Raw genomic sequence first — 16,962 nt, forward strand, 5'->3', positions numbered from 1 at the left:
TCCTTCCAAATCGGGTCGAGCCGGCGGGGTTACCCCCGCCGGGCAGCGGATCAGCTGGTCAGCGGGTTGGACTTGTTGGCATCGATGCCGTACTTCTTCAGCGCCTCGCCTACGACCTTGCGGTCGATATCACCGCGGTCGGCCAGCGCTTTCAGCGCCGCTACGGTGACGAAGTAGCGGTCCACTTCGAAGAAATGGCGCAGCTTCTCGCGGGAATCGGAGCGGCCGTAGCCGTCGGTGCCGAGTACATGATAGTCCATGGGCACCCAGGCGCGCACCTGATCGGCGTAGAGCTTCATGTAGTCGGTGGCGGCAATCGCCGGGCCCTGACGGCCTGCCAGGCACGCGGTAACGTGCGGCTTGGCCGGTTCCTTATCGGGCTTGAGGAACGCCTGACGGTCGATCTCCAGCGCTTCGCGACGCAGCTCGTTGAAGCTTGTCGCGCTCCAGGTGTTGCTGCCCACGCCCCAGTCTTCGGCGAGCAGCTCGGCGGCGGCCTCGACTTCGCGCAGGATGGTGCCGGAGCCCAGCAGCTGAACGTGACCCTTGCCCTTCTTGCCCTGGGTATGGCCAAGCAGGTACATGCCCTTGATGATGTCCTCGGCGGGCACTTCGTCAAGCGCCGGGTGCTCGTAGTTCTCGTTCATCACCGTCATGTAGTAGAAGACGTTTTCCTTGTCCTGACACATGCGCTTGAGGCCGTCCTGGACGATGACCGCGACTTCGTGGGCGTAGGTCGGGTCGTAGGTGCGGCAGTTGGGGATGGTCGACGCCTGGATCAGGCTGTGGCCGTCCTGGTGCTGCAGGCCTTCGCCGTTGAGCGTGGTGCGCCCGGCGGTACCGCCAATCATGAAGCCTCGGGCCTGCATATCGCCGGCCGCCCAGGCCAGGTCACCGATGCGCTGGAAGCCGAACATCGAGTAGTAGATGTAAAACGGCAGCATCGGCAGACCGCTGTTGCTGTAGGACGTCGCCGCCGCGATCCACGAAGACATCGCCCCCGCTTCGGTGATGCCTTCCTGCAGCACCTGGCCGGACTGGGACTCGCGGTAGTACATCAGCTGGCCCTTGTCCATGGGCTCGTACTTCTGGCCTTCGGCAGCGTAGATGCCGAACTGGCGGAACATGCCTTCCATGCCGAAGGTGCGCGACTCGTCGGGCACGATGGGCACTACGCGCTTGCCAAACTGCTTGTTCTTGATCAGGCCGTTGAGGATGCGCACGAACGCCATGGTGCTGGAGAACTCGCGGCCTCTGGAGCCTTCCAGCTGCGAGGCAAAGATCTTGTCGTCAAGACCGGGGATCTCGATGGCCTCGAAGTCCGCACGACGCGTCGGCAGGTGGCCGCCCAGGCGCTCGCGCTGAAGCTTCATGTACTTGATTTCCGGGGAATCATCATCCGGCCGGTAGTACGGCATTTCCTTTTCCAGCTGCGCGTCGGTCAGCGGAATCTCGAAGCGGTCACGCACCTTCTTCATGACGTCGATGTCGTCAATCGACTTGATCTGGTGCGCTTCGTTGTCGGCTTCGCCGCCTTCTGCCGTCAGGCCGTAGCCCTTGACGGTGTGCGCAAGGATCACCGTGGGACGCTCGTTGGCGTTATGGAACGCCTCGTAGTAGGCCGAGTACACCTTGACCGGGTCGTGGCCGCCGCGGTCCAGCTGGCCGATTTCCTCGTCGGTCATGTCCTCGACAAGCGCGGCGGTTTCCGGATACTTGCCGAAGAAATTCTCCCGGGTGTAGGCGCCGCCCTTGGACTTGCAGTTCTGGTACTCGCCGTCGACGGTTTCGTCCATCAGCTTTTGCAGCATGCCGCTTTTGTCTTTCTCAAACAGGTGGTCCCACTTGCGGCCCCAGATCAGCTTGATCACGTTCCAGCCGGCACCGCGGAAGATGCCCTCGAGCTCGGTGACGATGCTCTGGTTGCCGCGCACCGGGCCGTCCAGGCGCTGCAGGTTGCAGTTGATGATGAAGTTGAGGTTGTCGAGCTTCTCGCGGCTGGCCAGGTGAATGGCGCCGAGGGTTTCCGGCTCGTCGCACTCGCCGTCGCCGAGAAACGCCCAGACCTGGCGGTCCTTCATGTCCTGCAGGTCGCGGTTGTGCAAGTACTTGATGAAGCGCGCCTGGTAGATGGACATGATCGGCCCAAGCCCCATGGACACCGTGGGCAGCTGCCAGTACTCCGGCATCAGCCAGGGGTGCGGGTAGGACGAGAGGCCGTCACCGTCCACTTCTTCGCGGAACCGGTCCATTTGCGCCTCGGACAAACGGCCTTCCAGGAAAGAGCGCGCGTAAATGCCCGGCGAGCTGTGGCCCTGGATATACACCAAATCCCCGGGGTGGTCGTCGTGGGGCGCGCGGAAGAAATGGCCGAAGCCCACGTCGTAAAGCGTGGCGGCCGACATGAAGCTCGCCAGGTGGCCGCCGATGCCCGGATTCCGGCTGTTGGCCCGGGTGACCATGGCCGCCATGTTCCAGCGGATCAGCGAGCGAATGTGGCGCTCCATGTCCAGGTCGCCCGGCATGCGCGCTTCATGATGCGGCGGGATAGTGTTGCGGTGCGGGGTTGTCACCGAGAACGGCGCCACGCCCGAGTCCTGGCGCATGCGGTCGGCCAGGCGGGTCAGCAGGTAGCGAGCGCGACCCTCTCCTTCACGATCCAGCACCGATTCCAGAGCTTCCAGCCACTCCGTGGACTCGACCGGGTCAAGATCTTCTCGTGTCTCAAGACTCATAAAGGTCTCTCCGAATGACGATAAATGACAGTGGCCCCGCGAACCCGGGGGCCGGGTGGCCGCGGTAGTCGTTGTGCCACCACAGGCCTGCGTTCGCCGGCGCGCCTTTCCAGCGCACAATGGAAATCCATTCTACATTCAAGACGTAGCGTTCGGCAAAATGTAGCAAAACTACATAAAAATGGGAAAATAACGTTATTTTCTGTGGAAAACGATACCGCAAAGTCGCCGCCCTGCCAATCGCCGCCGCGATAAAAACTTTCGCAGCGCCCCGCCGTTCGCGGCAATACCGGATTTTTTCAAGACGTTATGCTCGACGTCGCAAATCAACGCATGCGTAGCTAAACTACTCAATATGGCTCGTCATCGCCGCCGGAATCGCTCAGCCGGCGGCGCTGCTGGTAAAAATACGCCCAGTCGAACGCCGGGCCTGGGTCGGTTTTGCGTAGCGGCGCTACATGCGCATGGCCGGTGATGCGTGCGGCATCCAGGGCAGTAAAGCGCGCCTCGAGCCAGGCAACCAGCTCGGCAAGCCGGGCGTACTGAGCGCGGGTGAAAGGCGTTTCGTCGTCGCCTTCAAGCTCAATACCCACGGCAAAGTCATTTAAGGCCTGACGCAGCGCTTCGCTTTGCGGATCGCGCCAGCGCGAGCGGCCGGCGTGCCAGGCCCGACGCTCGGGCTCGACAAACTGCACGCACTCGCCGTCGCGGCGAATCAAAAAGTGGGCCGAGACGCGCACGCCGGCAATTCGAGCAAAAAACGGGTGGGCAGCCGCGTCCAGCCGGTTGGTAAACAGCGCCTCGATGGCATCGCCGCCGAACTCCCCCGGCGGCAGGCTGATGGCGTGCAGCACGATCAGCGAGACTTCGCCTGCGGGGCGCTCATCGGCGTTGGGCGAGGCCCGCCAGCGCGCGCTGGCCCAGCGGCTTGTGGATACATTGTCCCGGGACACAGGACCTCCTTTTGTCCGAACTCTTTTACTACCGCGTCGGTCCACTATAATACCGGCTTTCACCCATCGCTTTACACGACGCGTGGGAAGGACAACGTTTGGGAAGGCACGCTGCCATGCACTATTACACCGCTCTTGCTGAAGATATACGCTCGGGTGTCGCTCACCTGCTGGCCGAGGATCTCGGCCCCGGCGACATCACCGCCGACCTGATTCCCGAACAGCAGTGGGCCAGCGCCCGAGTGATCACCCGGGAGCACTGCGTGCTCTGCGGCGTCGCCTGGGTGGACGAAATATACCGCCGGCTTGCCAGTAGCGTAGCGCTCAGCTGGCAAGCCGCCGACGGCGATCGGCTCACGCCCGGCCAGTGCTTTCTGACCCTTGAGGGCCCGGCGCGCAGTCTGCTCACCGGCGAGCGCGCCGCGCTCAACGTGCTGCAGACGCTCTCGGCCACGGCCACGGCCACCCGGCGCTACGTCGACCTGCTCGAAGGCACCGGCGTGCGGCTGCTGGATACGCGCAAGACCCTGCCCAACCTGCGCCTGGCGCAGAAATACGCCGTGACCTGCGGCGGCGGCCATAACCACCGCATCGGGCTGTGGGATGCGTTTTTGATCAAGGAAAATCACATCGCCGCCTGCGGCGGCATTGCCGCGGCGGTAAGCCACGCCCGCCGGCTTTCAAGCGAGCTTGACGTTGAAGTGGAGGTGGAAAATCTCGACGAGCTTGACCAGGCGCTGGCCGCCGAGGCCGACATCGTCATGCTCGACAACTTCTCCCTTGACGAGCTGCGCGAGGCCGTGGCCCGCACCGGCGGTCGCGCCGTGCTTGAAGCGTCGGGCAACGTCGACGACACCACGCTCAAGGCCATTGCCGATACCGGCGTCGACGGTATCTCAAGCGGGGCGCTGACCAAGGACATCAAGGCCGTCGACTTGTCCATGCGGCTGGTGGAGCAAGGCGCGTCCTGATTCGGTCGCCTTACGGCGGTGCCGGCTCAGGTTTCCACGGCGTGGAGGCGCTTTTGCAGCCGGTAGCGCTTGAGCTTTTCGCCGCCGCGCTCGACCCACTGCTCGCCGAGGTTTTCCCAGCCCCGGCGCTCAAGGCGCTCGACCAGCATGAGACTCGCCTCGATCTCCACGGCCTCGCTCCCCTGCTCAAGCAGCAGGCGTTCGGCATGGATCAAAAGCGTGGTGCCGATGCCGTGCCCGCCAAGGGACGGCCAGACATAAAGGGTCTCCACCCTGGCCTCGGGCATATCCAGCTCCAGAAAGCCCACGCAGCGCCCGTCGCATACCGCGACCAGGGTGGTGTAAAGCGGGTGGCGGGCGACCCAGGCGCAGGCTTCCCAGGGCAGCGCCTGGGCCCAGGCCCGGCGCTGGGTTAACGAATAGTGGCTGGCCGCGCTCTGCATGACCGCGTGATAAAACACTTCGGCCTGGTCTGCCCCGTCGCGCACCAGCGCTTCACGGTAAATGATGCGCGGCGTAGCTGCCGTCGCCGGCGCGTCGCTATCGCTCATGTCTGCCTCGTCGTCGTTCACACAAAACGTCGTCATGTGAAAAATCCTTCTTTCACCAACGAAGGGTCAACGTACCTTATACTGCGCCGATCTTCATCTTTTCTCCCCATTTCCGGGCGTCAGCGCGCCCCGCAGCGAGACGCCCAAGCCATGCCCCATCCTCGCCAGCCAGCCTTGCCCTCAACGACCCCTTTTGCCGGCGAGCCGCCGTTCCCGGTGGGCATTATTGAAAGCGACTATCCGGACAGGTTCGGCGTCCCCCGCCAGCCCGGCCTGGCCCCGGCGGCAAGAGCCACGCTTGCGCTTGTCCCGCCGTTTGACGACCCGCTGGCGGTACGCGGCCTTTCCGCGTTCAGCCACCTGTGGCTGACGTTTCTCTTCCACAAGACGCCGCGGGGCGGTAACGGCTTTACGCCGCTGGTGCGCCCGCCGCGCCTGGGCGGCAATCAGAAGGTAGGGGTTTTTGCCAGCCGCAGCCCCAACCGGCCCAACCGCCTGGGGCTTTCGCTGGTCACGCTGGAAAAGGTGGAGACCCAGGGCGGGGTCAGGCTGACGCTCGGCGGCTGCGACCTGGTGGACCAGACGCCGGTGGTCGACATTAAGCCCTACCTTCCCTGGGTGGAGGCCCGCCCGGAGGCCCGGGCCGGCTTTGCGCCGGCGCCGCCGCCCGAGGTGGAGGTGGCGTTTTACCCCGACGCGTGCGCCGCGCTTGACCGCCGCGACGACGGCGCCTCGCTCAAGGCGCTGATTGAACAGGTACTCCGACAGGATCCGCGGCCGGCGTACCGGCACGGGCGAGAGCCCGCAGCGCGGGTATACGGCGTGCGCCTGCGCGATGTGGACGTGAAGTTCCGGGCGCTTGGGGAAAAGACGGCCACCCTCCTGGCGGTGGTGGCCATTGAGCCGCTGCCCGGCCGGGCATGAGGCGTCAGGGCGCGCGTTGGCCCTCGGGGAAGACGACGCCGATGCGGCGGCCGACCTCTTCGTAGGCTTCGATTACGCCGCCGAGCCCCTGGCGAAAACGGTCCTTGTCCAGCTTCTCCCGAGTGTTGGCGTCCCACAGCCGGCAGCCGTCCGGGGAAAACTCGTCGCCGAGGATAATGCGGCCGTCGTAGACGCCAAACTCGAGCTTGTAGTCCACCAGCAGCAGTTCGCCCTCGGCAAACAGCTGCCTGAGCACCTGGTTGACCTTGAACGTCAGCGTTTTCATCTCGCCGAGCTGTTCGGGCGTCGCCCAGCCGAAGGTTTCTGCCAGCGACTCGTTGATCAGCGGATCGCCGCGCTCGTCGTCCTTCAGAAAAAGCTCGAACGTCGGCGGCTCGAGCGCCATCCCTTCTTCGACGCCGAGGCGCTTGACCAGCCCCCCGGCGGCGATATTGCGCACCACGCACTCCACCGGAATCATGTCCATCTTCTTGACCAAGCTTTCGGTGTCGGACAGGCGCTTGTCAAAATGGGTGGGAATGCCGGCGTCTTCCAGGCGCTCCATGATGAAGGCGTTGAAGACGTTATTGACCATGCCCTTGCGCTCAAGCGCCTCCTTGCGCTTGCCGTCAAAGGCGCTGGTGTCATCGCGAAACTCGAGCACCAGCCGATCCGGCGCGTCGGTGGTGTAAACGGATTTGGCCTTGCCGGCGTAAAGCTCCTGGCGCTTTTTCATCTTGGCTCCTTCATCTTGACTCCCCTGCGGTCATTTTCCCGGCTCGATGCGATCACACACGACGCTCATCAACGCAAGTAGCCGGACACGCGCTCGAGCAGCTCGCGTTTGGCGTCCACGCTGAGCGTTTGCTCATCGGTGCCCTCAACGCGCAGCCGGCTCTGATCGCCCTGCTCGTCGAGCGCCAGGCGCACTTTGCGAGCGCTGTCATCGGCGAAGGGGTTGAGCTGGGCCAGCACGCCGCGCCGGCGGTTATCCAGGGTCTGATAGTTCACGGTAAAGGCGTGGCCGGCGGCGTCGCTTTCCAGCAGCTCGCGCTCGCCGGGCTGGTTGAAGTCCAGCTCCAGGTAGTGGGCGATTTCTGCCCAGGCGCGGTCTGCGGAATAGGGAATACGCACGCTGACGTCATCCCCCGAACGCCTCAGCTGCACCGCGCGCTGCTCGTCAACCCGCTGGGCGTTGAGCGACGACAGGGTGTCCTCGCCGCCGGACTGGCTGGCCAGGTAGCGCTCCAGGCGCTCCAGGCAGTCGGCGCGTGACTGGCCGGCGCGCTCGCAGTGCACTTCGCTGGCCCCGGGGCGAACGGCGTTACCCAGCCGCAGGGTGCCCTCGCGGGTTTCCAGCACCCCTCGGGACGGCTGGCTGCGCTCGATCCCCCCGGCGCGGGTACGGGCAAAGCGCTCGAGCTGGGGCCAGACGCTGGCCGCGTCGTCCGCCACCACCAGCCAGCGCCTGTCGTTGATTTCCCGGGAGGTGACGTAGTTTTCCTTCAGCCCCCGCGCAGCGGTCAGCGGACGCGGCGCACGCGCTTCCACCGGCTCTTCGGGGCGCGCCGCCGACGAGTCGCTATCTGCCGGCACGGGCAGAGCGCTCTGGTAGCGGCTCTGATCCCGGGTCTCGGGCAGCGTAAGCGGCGGCGCGGGCGCCGACTCGACGTAGTCGAGATTGCGGTCGTCGTAAAAGCCGTCCCGGGCACAGCCGGCAAGCGCCAGTGCGCCTGCCAGTGCCAGCGGTATCCATCTGAGCGCTGCGTTCATCCAGCCACCTTATCCGTTGAGCAAATTCCGTTGGTATTGCGGGCCTGGTCGACCGCTGTTTCAGTCCTCTACCACTTCAGCCATCTGCAGCGCTTCGCTGATGGTAGCGTGGTACTTTTCCGACAGCCACGTCAGCGGCAGGCGTAGCCCGCCGGCCTCGGCGTAGCCCATACGGTTGAGCGCCCACTTGACCGGAATGGGGTTGGCTTCGATCCCCAGGTTGGTGTGCAGCGGCATCAGCCGGGTGTTGATCGAGTGCGCAGTTTCGGCATCGCCGGCAACCGCCGCGGTGCACAGGTCGTGCATGGCCCGGGGGGCGACGTTGGCGGTGACCGAAATATCGCCGTGGCCGCCCATCAGCATGAAGTCGCAGGCGGTGCCGTCGTCGCCGGAGTAGAGCATAAAACCGCTGCCCTTGAGCCGGGCGACCAGGTCTTCGGCGCGCTCGAGATTACCGGTGGCGTCTTTCAGACCGACGATGTTGTCCACCTCGGCCAGGCGCATGACGGTCTCGTTGTACAGATCAGAGCAGGTGCGCCCGGGGACGTTATACAGGATGACCGGCAGCTTGCTGCCCTCGGCCACCGCCTTGAAATGCTGATACAGGCCTTCCTGGGTAGGCTTGTTGTAGTAGGGGCATACCGACAGGCAGTAGTCCGCGCCCACTTCGCTTGCGTAGCGGGCGAGCTCAACGGCCTCGGACGTGGCGTTGGCGCCGGTGCCGGCAATCACCGGAATGCGCCCGTCGACCTGCTCCACCACGGTGCGAATCACGTCAAAGTGCTCGGCAAAGGACATCGTGGTGGGCTCGCCGGTCGTTCCCGCGGCGACGATGCCGTCGGTACCGTTTTCAAGATGGAAGTCCACCAGACGACGAAGCGCCTCCCAGTCGATATCGCCATTGGCCTTCATCGGCGTCGCCAGGGCGACAATGCTGCCAGTGATCATCCGCTTGTACCTCACGCAAAAAAGGTGAAACGCGCCGCCGGACACAGGGCGTGCGCGAACGCATTGGATTCAAGGAGCCGCGCTGGCGCCTTGGTATAACGCCCTACGGTTCCACAGACACCAAATGGTACTCAGGCGATGAAAGCCTGTACAGCGCAAAGCGCCGCGAGTCGCTCCCGCGCAGGATTTTTTTGACACCTGGCGCCCGCTTGCGTGTAATCGGGCTGTCCCCTTAGGTTGATAACCGTCCCTGTTAGTAAGGAGTATTGCATGAGCGTTGAACTCGATAAGCCCGTCCCCGACTTTACGGCTACCGCCACCGGCAACGCCGCCGTGACCCTGTCGGAGCTGCGCGGCAAACAGGTGGTGGTCTATTTCTACCCCAAGGCCAGCACCCCCGGCTGCACCACCGAAGGCGGTGACTTCCGCGACCGCAAGACGGCGTTCGACGCCGCCAACACGGTGATTCTCGGCGTTTCTCGGGACGGCCTTCGCGCCCAGGAAAACTTCAAGGAAAAAGAGGACTTCAACTTTGCGCTGATTGCCGACACCGACGAGGAAGTCTGCCGGATTTTCGACGTCATCAAGCTCAAGAAGATGTACGGCAAGGAGCATCAGGGCATCGAGCGCAGCACCTTTCTCATCGACGCCGGCGGCAAGCTGGCCCAGGAGTGGCGCGGGGTGAAAGTGCCGGGCCACGTCGACGAGGTGCTCGACGCCGCCCAGACTCTGCACGCCAAAGGCTGACTTTCGCCGAGCGCCGGGCCCGGCTGCCCGGCGTTACTCGGCGCCCGTGTCTTCGTGCGCCAGACGCTCGTCGCGCTGGCGCAGCCCTCGCGGCCAGGCATACACCAGCGCCTTGAGCAGGGTGGCCAGCGGAATGGCGAAAAACACGCCCCAGAAGCCCCAGATACCGCCAAAAAACAGCACCGCGACGATGATCGATACCGGGTGCAGGTTAACCGCCTCGGAGAACATCACCGGCACCAGCACGTTGCCGTCCAGCGCCTGGATGACGCCGTAGGCCAGCACCACGTAGGCCAGCTGATCGCTCAGGCCGAAATGAAACCCCGCCACCGCCGCCACCGGCAGCGTCGCCAGCGCCGCGCCGATGTACGGCACCAGCACCGAAAGCCCCACCAGCACCCCCAAAAGCGCCGAATACGGCACGCCGAGAAAGGCGAAAGTGGCAAACGCCACCGAGCCCACGATGATGATCTCGATCACCTTGCCGCGGATATAGTTGGCGATCTGGGCGTCCATCTCCTTCCAGATACGCGAGAGCAGCGTACGCTTGCGCGGCAGCAGCGACAGCGTGAAGCCGACCAGCGCATCGCGGTCCTTGAGCATGAAAAATACCAGAATGGGCACCAGCACCAGATAGATGATCAGCGCCATCACGTTGCCAAGCGAGGCAAGCGACAAGGACAGCGCCCGCTGGCCCAGCTGGCTGATCTGGCGGCTGGCAGCGCCCACCCAGTTTTGCACCTGGTCCGGGGTGATCAGGTTGGGGTAGCGCTCCTGCAGCTCGCCAAGCCAGCTCTGGCCGCTGGCAAACATCCTCGGGGTTTCCTGCACCAGCCCCACCAGCTGGTTCCAGATCAGCGGCAGCAGAATCAGCGCCAGCGCCAGCACGATGCCCAGAAACCCCAGAAACACCAGCATGACCGCCAGCAGATGCGGCACCCGGCGCCGGGTCAGGGCATTGACCGCGCCCTGGAGCAGAAAGGCGATGACCAGCGCGGTGAAAAACGGCGCCAGCATGCCGCCAAGCCAGATGACCGCGGCAAAGCCCGCAATGAGCACCAGCAGCAGAATGACCGCTTCTTCATCGGAGAAGTAGCGATCCATCCAGCCCTTGAGGATGGCGCGCAGCGTCATTGATCGCCACCTTCGGCCTTGCGCAGCCAGTAGTAGTAGACCTCGCCTACCTGGCAGCGATCCTCAAGGACATGGGCGCTATGCTCGGCAAACGACGCCATGTCGCGCCAGGAGCCGGCGTCGGTGGCGTGCACCTCCAAAAGCTGGCCGCCCGCCAGACCGTAAAGCGCCTGCTTGGCCTTGAGCAGCGGCAGCGGGCAGGCAAGTCCGGTGGCATCGAGCACGGCATCCGGGGCGCCGACGTGGTCCGGGCGCACCGACGTCGAATCGTCACGGTTCGATCCGCTATCATTTACCATGGTGTCTCCTTCAGGCGGCCGGCAAGCGGCAGTGTCTCAAGCCCGCTATTATCGCATAAACCCCTGGCGCATAAAGCGGTAGCGTAACAGCCGGAAACGGCCCGCCGCGGCTTGGGCGGCGGCTGCGCGCGGCACTTTACCCCCAAGGCACTGTCATACGAGGTGGCCTTAGGACCCGTCGCTGCGGCATCATCGACTCTGACGACCGACTATCTGCGAGGACGCCATGTCACGCCTGCGCCATGCATCATGCCGGCTCTGCGCGGTTGCGCTGGCAGTCAGCCTGCCCCTGAGCGCGCCGGCCAGCGCCGCCACCACCGACTACCACCTGCCCTCGCTCGGCGGCGTCCCCCATGCTGCCAGCAGCAAGGAGGCGCGTCTGGGTCGCGCCTGGCTGCGCCAGTTCCGCGCCCAGGCGCCCCAGTGGCAGGACCCCATCGCCCACTACTATCTGGACCGGCTGATCGCGCGCCTGGCGCCCCACAGCGGCATCAGCGGGCAGGTGCCGATCAGCGTGATGGTGAATAACGATTCGCTCAACGCCTTTGCCGTACCCGGCGGCGTCATCGGCATCAACGCCGGGCTCTACGCCTTTGCCCCGGACGAGGGCGCCTTTGCCTCGGTGCTCGCCCACGAGCTTGGCCACCTGGCCCAGCGCCACTTCGCCCGGGGCAGCGAGCGCGCCGGGCAAACCCAGCTGCCGACCATGGCCGCGATGCTCGCCGGCATGGTGCTCGCCGCAAGCGGCGCAGGCAGCGCCGGGCTTGCCACCGCCATGGGCTCCCAGGCCGCGATGCTCCAGGATCAGCTGCGCTATTCCCGGCGCTTTGAGCAGGAAGCCGACCGCGTGGGCATGAAAACCCTCGCCGACGCCGGCTATCCGCCCGACGACATGGTGCGCATGTTCAAGGCCATGCAGCGCATGGCCAGGCTTCAGGGCGACACGCCGCCGGAGTTTCTGCTCAGCCACCCGGTGAGCGAGAGCCGCCTGAGCGACGCCCAGTCCCGGGCCGCCCAGCTGCAGGTCGCCGACACCCATAGGGACGACACCCTTTACGACATGGTGCGCGCCCGGGCACTCATGCACCTGCACGCCAACGCCCCGCAGCAGGCGCTGATCACCTTGCGCCAGGACGACGCTACCGACGCCGCCATCACCTACCTCGAAGCGCTCATCGACGCCGATCGAGGCCAGACGCAGAGCGCGCTGGACGGGCTGGACCGTCTGGCCGAGCAGCATCCCGACCTCGGCCTGCTGCCGGCCTCGGCCGCGAGCATCGCCCTGGACGCGCGCCGGGTCGACGACGCCATAGCCCGCAGCCAGCGGCTTTTGCGCTTCATGCCCGGGTACCTCCCCGCCCAGCTCACCCTGGCCGAGGCCCAGCTCGGCCGCGACCCCCGGGCTGCCTACCGGCTGCTGCGGGACGTTACCGCCCAGCACCCGGAAGACCCGGCGGGCTTTACCCTGCTGGCCGAGGCCGCCGGGGGCAGCGGCCATCCGGCCGAAGGCCGCCTGGCCCGGGCCGAATACCTGCAGCTGACCGGGCGCATCGACAAGGGCATCCGCCAGCTCGACCTGGCCCGAGACGCTGCCCGGGGCAGCAACAACCCAGGGCTTGAAGCGCGCATCGAATCGCGCCGGGAGGCGTTTATCGAATACCGCGACGCCCTTGACGAGTTTTCATAGCCACAGCAGGGCTGCCCCAGAGTCGTGTCATAGCGAGCGAAGCGAAGCTATCTCGGGGTTTCCTGCCAGCGGCAGCGTCATGAGATCACTTCGCTTACGCTCGTGATGACTCAGTGGAGAAGTCAGGCGTTGAAGTTGAGCATGCGCTCCAGCGGCGTCAGCGCCTTCAGGCGCAGGCCCTCCTCCACGTGCACCTCGCCGCTGCCTTCGCGCAGCGCCTGGGCCAGGTTATCCAGCGCGTTCATCGCCATCCACGGGCAGTGGGCGCAGCTTTTGCACGTCGCCCCGTTGCCCGCCGTGGGCGCCTCGAACAGGGTTTTCTCCGGGGCTGCCTGCTGCATCTTGAAGAAAATCCCCCGGTCGGTGGCGACCACCAGCTTGTCGTTGGGCAGCTCCTTCGCCGCCTTGATCAGCTGCGAGGTCGAGCCCGCCACGTCGGCAAGCTCGATTACCGGCGCCGGCGATTCCGGGTGCACCAGCACGGCGGCGTCCGGGTAAAGGCGCTTGAGGTCTTCCACGCCTTTGGCCTTGAACTCTTCATGGACGATGCAGGCGCCGTCCCACAGCAGCATGTCGGCGCCGGTCTTTTTCTGGAGGTAGCCGCCGAGGTGCTTGTCCGGCGCCCAGAGGATCTTCTCGCCTTTGGCCTGGAGGTGCTCAATCACGTCCACCGCGATGGAGGAGGTCACCACCCAGTCCGCACGCGCCTTCACTGCCGCCGAGGTGTTGGCGTACACCACCACGGTGCGGTCCGGATGGGCGTCGCAGAAGGCGCTGAACTCGTCCGGCGGGCAGCCGATGTCCAGCGAGCAGGTAGCCTCAAGGGTGGGCATCAACACGCGCTTTTCCGGCGACAGAACCTTGGCGGTCTCGCCCATAAAGCGCACGCCGGCCACCACCAGGGTGGAGGCTTCGTGGCGGGCGCCGAAGCGCGCCATCTCCAGCGAGTCCGCCACGCAGCCGCCGCTTTCCTCGGCCAGCTGCTGGATGGCGTCGTCGGTATAGTAGTGCGCCACCAGCACGGCGTTTTCGTCCTGCAGCAGCCGCTTGATTTCGGCCACGCGGGCCTCGTCCTCGGCGGCAATACGGGTGGGGCAATAGGCCGTCGGGGCAAGCGTGTCGGCGCCTGCCCGGGAAGTCATTATCGTCATTGTGTCTACCACTGCGATAAAACAGGGAATCCCCCTGCTGTTCACTGATCGCGGCGCACGCGCCTTGCATGCGCCGCGCCCTAGCGGGCGGCCTGCGCGTCTTTCGCGGTGGCCGGCCCGTACGTTTCTCGACCATATTGCCGGGCAACGCCCGCGCCTGGCAAGCGCCCCAAAAACAAAACGCCCCCGGCAGAAGACTGCCGGGGGCGCTAAATCTGGTGGGTCGTGCAGGATTCGAACCTGCGACCAATTGGTTAAAAGCCAACTGCTCTACCAACTGAGCTAACGACCCTTCACAGGGCTCGAATGGTGGGTCGTGCAGGATTCGAACCTGCGACCAATTGGTTAAAAGCCAACTGCTCTACCAACTGAGCTAACGACCCCCTCGAACGGATGCATATACTACGGATCTGGCCTGCCGGTCGCAAGCGTTTTTTCGCTTTTCCCGATAAACTTATCGGCGCGGGCGTTTCGTTTTGGGCTTGCGCATGGCCTGTACCGGGCGGCGCTTGTTCTTGTCCCGGCTCCAGCGGTTTTTCTCCTCCGGGGTCAACTCCGGCACCTTGCGCGCGGGCAGGTCGGCAAGGGCGGCGAGATCGTCGACTTCGTCCTGACCGAGCTCCACCCATTCGCCGGCCTTGGCCCGCTTGTCGAGGAAGATATTGCCGTAGCGCACGCGCTTCAAGCGGCTGACGGTGAGCGCCTGGGACTCCCAGAGGCGGCGCACCTCGCGGTTGCGGCCTTCCAGCAGCACCACGTGAAACCAGGTGTTGATGCCTTCGCCGCCGAACTCCTGAACGTCGGTAAAGCGCGCCGGGCCGTCTTCTAGCATCACGCCTTCGACCATGGCAACGACGTTTTCCTGCTTGACCTCGCCCATCACCCGCACGGCGTATTCGCGCTCGACCTGGGTCGAGGGGTGCATCAAACGGTTGGCCAGCTCGCCGTCGGTGGTAAACAGCAAAAGCCCGCTGGTGTTGATGTCCAGCCGGCCGATGGCGATCCAGCGCTCGCCCTTCAGACGGGGCAGGCGCTCGAATACCGTGCGCCGCCCTTCGGGGTCCTTGCGGGTGCAAAGCTCGCCTTCGGGCTTGTTGTACATGATCACCCGGCGCGGGGTTTCCTGCTCGGCTTTCAGCGTCACCGGGCGCTCGTCGAAGGCGACGCTGTCGCGCGGCTCTACGCGGTCGCCAAGGCTTGCAAGCTTGCCGTTGACCTTGACGCGCCCGGCGGTAATGGCGGTTTCCATTTCCCGGCGGGAGCCGAAACCGGCCCGGGCCAGCACTTTCTGCAGCTTTTCGCCGCTGGGAGCCGGCTTGCTGTCGGGGGTTTTATTCTGACTCATGGTCGTCTGACCTCGCGTGGTTCTCGTCCGGGCGCTCGTCGTCATCGTCCGCGCGCCCGGCGCGGGCCGCCAGCCTGGCCTCCAGATCGGCGAAGCTCAGCGGCCGGGTTAACGCCGTCTCGGCGTGGTGGTCGGCATCGCTTTCTTCCGGCGCTGCCGTCTCGGGGGGCGCATCGTGGCGCGTTTTTTCATCGGCGGCAAGGGGTTTTGCCGGCTCGTCGCCGCCGGCTTCTTCCGCGGCCTCTTCATCGTCGGTATCGCCGGTCAGCTCGTGCATGGGCGGCAGCGCATCCAGCGTCTTGAGGCCGAAGTCGTCGAGAAAGCTCCGGGTGGTGGCATAAACGCCCGGCCGGCCGGGGACGTCGCGATGGCCGACAATGCGGATCCAGCCGCGCTCGGCGAGCGTGCGCATGATGGAGCTTGAAACGCTGACCCCGCGCACCTCTTCGATGTCGCCCCGGGTCACCGGCTGGCGGTAGGCAATCAGCGCAAGCGTCTCCAGCAGCGCCCGGGAATAGCGTGCCGGGCGCTCGTCCCACAGCCGCGAGACCCAGGGCGAAAGCCTGGGGCGAATGCGCAGCTGATGGCCGGAAGCGCTTTCCACCAGCTCCAGCGCGCCGCTTTGGTGGCGCTCGTGCAGCCGGGAGAGCGCCAGGCGCAGCTCGCCCCGGGCCGGGCGCTCGGCCTCGGCAAACAGCGTTTCCAGCCGGTCCACCGGGAGCGGCTCGCCGGCGGCCAACAGCGCCGCCTCGATGATGTCGTCAAGGGTGATGCCCTCGCTCATGGCGCGTCCTCGTCGGCAAAGGCGGACTCGCCGCCGCGGTCGTGAGAGGAATCGTGAAGGCCTGGGTCATCAAGCCCCGGCGCATGGTCTTGGGTATCGCCAGACTCGGCGAGCCGGGCGCGAACGTGGATGGGCGACAGCGGCGCGTTCTGCACGATCTCGATCATCGCCTCCTTGGCCAGCTCCAGAATCGCCATGAAGGTGACCACCACCCCGGCGCGGCCTTCTTCCAGGGTGAACAGCGACTCAAAAGGGGTGTAGCGCTCGGCGCTCAGCGCCTCCATGATGCGCAGCATGCGCTCCCGGGTGGAGAGCACTTCGCGGCTGATCTGGTGCTGCTGGTTAAGCTCGGCGCGCTTGAGGATGCCGCTCATGGCGCCGAGCAGCTCGTCAAGCTCCACCTCAGGGTGAATCACCCGGGCGTCAAGCGCCGGCACCTCGACCCGGGCGCTGAACCAGTCGCGCCCGGTGCGCGGCAGGGTATCCAGAGTCTCGGCGGCCTCTTTCAAGCGCTCGTATTCCTGGAGCCGGCGGATCAGCTCGGCCCGGGGGTCTTCCTCTTCGTCCTCGTCTTCCCGGGGCGGGCGCGGCAGCAGCGTGCGCGACTTGATCTCGGCAAGCATCGCCGCCATCAGCAGGTATTCCCCGGCAAGCTCGATCTGCATCGCCTTCATCAGCTCCACGTACTCGATGTACTGGTGGGTGATCGCGGCAACGTTGACGCTCAAAATATCCAGGTTCTGACGGCGAATCAGATACAAAAGCAGGTCCAGCGGGCCTTCAAACGCCTCCAGAAACACCCGCAGCGCTTCCGGCGGAATGTACAAATCCTCCGGCAGCTGGGTTATCGGCTCGTCAAACAGCAGCGCAAGCGCCCCGGAGACCGGCTCACTAGCGGTCCCGGCGGCGTCGGGGCTGGACGAATGATCGGCGGCGGGCGTCTCGCTCACGCGGGCGTCT

16 protein-coding genes and 2 tRNA genes are annotated in these 16,962 nt (G+C 65.3%); 4 read left to right on the top strand and 14 right to left on the bottom strand.

The window, feature by feature from the left end:
- Positions 1-50: 50 nt before the first annotated feature.
- Both aceE and ampD read right to left on the bottom strand, forming a co-directional pair.
- On the bottom strand, positions 51-2,735 hold the full coding sequence (gene aceE, locus RS027_RS00395; RefSeq protein WP_311952219.1) for a pyruvate dehydrogenase (acetyl-transferring), homodimeric type: 2,685 nt from the start codon (positions 2,733-2,735) through the stop codon (positions 51-53).
- Positions 2,736-3,085: 350 nt separating this feature from the next.
- Positions 3,086-3,688, bottom strand: a complete 603-nt coding sequence (gene ampD / locus RS027_RS00400; protein ID WP_311952221.1) for a 1,6-anhydro-N-acetylmuramyl-L-alanine amidase AmpD — start codon at positions 3,686-3,688, stop codon at positions 3,086-3,088.
- Positions 3,689-3,804: 116 nt separating this feature from the next.
- On the opposite strand from ampD, the gene nadC reads away from it, so the two are divergent.
- The gene (nadC, locus tag RS027_RS00405) at positions 3,805-4,659 is read left to right on the top strand and encodes a carboxylating nicotinate-nucleotide diphosphorylase (RefSeq protein ID WP_311952225.1); all 855 of its coding nucleotides are present in this window, start codon (positions 3,805-3,807) and stop codon (positions 4,657-4,659) included.
- Positions 4,660-4,685: 26 nt separating this feature from the next.
- Here the strand turns inward: nadC and RS027_RS00410 are convergent, their stop codons facing one another.
- A complete protein-coding gene (locus tag RS027_RS00410; protein ID WP_311952537.1) occupies positions 4,686-5,210 on the bottom strand; it encodes a GNAT family N-acetyltransferase in 525 nt (174 codons plus the stop codon).
- A gap of 150 nt (positions 5,211-5,360) precedes the next feature.
- On the opposite strand from RS027_RS00410, the gene tsaA reads away from it, so the two are divergent.
- Entirely contained in the window at positions 5,361-6,134 is a 774-nt protein-coding gene (gene tsaA / locus RS027_RS00415; RefSeq protein ID WP_311952228.1) for a tRNA (N6-threonylcarbamoyladenosine(37)-N6)-methyltransferase TrmO, read from the top strand.
- Positions 6,135-6,138: 4 nt separating this feature from the next.
- On the opposite strand, the gene purC is transcribed toward tsaA, so the two are convergent.
- From purC to dapA, 3 genes are all read right to left on the bottom strand, one after another.
- Positions 6,139-6,870: a phosphoribosylaminoimidazolesuccinocarboxamide synthase gene (gene purC / locus RS027_RS00420; protein WP_311952231.1), complete on the bottom strand. Its 732-nt coding sequence runs from the start codon at positions 6,868-6,870 to the stop codon at positions 6,139-6,141.
- A 68-nt stretch (positions 6,871-6,938) separates the two neighbouring features.
- The gene (locus RS027_RS00425) at positions 6,939-7,907 is read right to left on the bottom strand and encodes a lipoprotein, NlpB (RefSeq protein WP_311952234.1); all 969 of its coding nucleotides are present in this window, start codon (positions 7,905-7,907) and stop codon (positions 6,939-6,941) included.
- A gap of 60 nt (positions 7,908-7,967) precedes the next feature.
- Positions 7,968-8,855 (bottom strand): 4-hydroxy-tetrahydrodipicolinate synthase, encoded by an 888-nt coding sequence (dapA, locus tag RS027_RS00430; RefSeq protein ID WP_311952237.1) that lies wholly within the window; start codon positions 8,853-8,855, stop codon positions 7,968-7,970.
- A gap of 270 nt (positions 8,856-9,125) precedes the next feature.
- Here dapA and RS027_RS00435 point away from each other — a divergent pair, with 270 nt between their 5' ends.
- Positions 9,126-9,602, top strand: coding sequence for a peroxiredoxin (locus tag RS027_RS00435; RefSeq protein ID WP_311952240.1), 477 nt, complete (start codon positions 9,126-9,128; stop codon positions 9,600-9,602).
- 33 nt (positions 9,603-9,635) lie between these two features.
- On the opposite strand, the gene RS027_RS00440 is transcribed toward RS027_RS00435, so the two are convergent.
- Together RS027_RS00440 and RS027_RS00445 are read right to left on the bottom strand one after the other, a co-directional pair.
- The gene (locus RS027_RS00440) at positions 9,636-10,736 is read right to left on the bottom strand and encodes an AI-2E family transporter (protein WP_311952244.1); all 1,101 of its coding nucleotides are present in this window, start codon (positions 10,734-10,736) and stop codon (positions 9,636-9,638) included.
- Entirely contained in the window at positions 10,733-11,035 is a 303-nt protein-coding gene (locus RS027_RS00445) for a sulfurtransferase TusA family protein (protein WP_311952248.1), read from the bottom strand. Before RS027_RS00445 ends, RS027_RS00440 begins: the two co-directional genes overlap by 4 nt.
- A gap of 226 nt (positions 11,036-11,261) precedes the next feature.
- Here RS027_RS00445 and RS027_RS00450 point away from each other — a divergent pair, with 226 nt between their 5' ends.
- The gene (locus tag RS027_RS00450; RefSeq protein WP_311952252.1) at positions 11,262-12,722 is read left to right on the top strand and encodes a M48 family metalloprotease; all 1,461 of its coding nucleotides are present in this window, start codon (positions 11,262-11,264) and stop codon (positions 12,720-12,722) included.
- A gap of 122 nt (positions 12,723-12,844) precedes the next feature.
- On the opposite strand, the gene nadA is transcribed toward RS027_RS00450, so the two are convergent.
- The 6 genes from nadA to RS027_RS00480 all read right to left on the bottom strand — a co-directional run bounded on the left by nadA (position 12,845) and on the right by RS027_RS00480 (position 16,952).
- Complete coding sequence (nadA, locus tag RS027_RS00455) at positions 12,845-13,873, bottom strand: quinolinate synthase NadA (protein WP_311952255.1); 1,029 nt, start codon at positions 13,871-13,873, stop codon at positions 12,845-12,847.
- Positions 13,874-14,089: 216 nt separating this feature from the next.
- Positions 14,090-14,165, bottom strand: a tRNA-Lys gene (locus RS027_RS00460).
- Positions 14,166-14,180: 15 nt separating this feature from the next.
- A tRNA-Lys gene (locus tag RS027_RS00465) sits at positions 14,181-14,256 on the bottom strand.
- Between the two features lie 71 nt (positions 14,257-14,327).
- The gene (rluB, locus tag RS027_RS00470) at positions 14,328-15,218 is read right to left on the bottom strand and encodes a 23S rRNA pseudouridine(2605) synthase RluB (protein ID WP_311952258.1); all 891 of its coding nucleotides are present in this window, start codon (positions 15,216-15,218) and stop codon (positions 14,328-14,330) included.
- Positions 15,205-16,002, bottom strand: a complete 798-nt coding sequence (gene scpB / locus RS027_RS00475) for an SMC-Scp complex subunit ScpB (protein ID WP_311952261.1) — start codon at positions 16,000-16,002, stop codon at positions 15,205-15,207. Before scpB ends, rluB begins: the two co-directional genes overlap by 14 nt.
- Positions 15,999-16,952: a segregation and condensation protein A gene (locus tag RS027_RS00480; RefSeq protein WP_311952264.1), complete on the bottom strand. Its 954-nt coding sequence runs from the start codon at positions 16,950-16,952 to the stop codon at positions 15,999-16,001. Before RS027_RS00480 ends, scpB begins: the two co-directional genes overlap by 4 nt.
- Positions 16,953-16,962: the final 10 nt, after the last annotated feature.

Origin of the sequence: Halomonas garicola, assembly GCF_031935715.1 — a bacterium.
In the GTDB taxonomy this organism is placed as follows: domain Bacteria; phylum Pseudomonadota; class Gammaproteobacteria; order Pseudomonadales; family Halomonadaceae; genus Vreelandella; species Vreelandella garicola.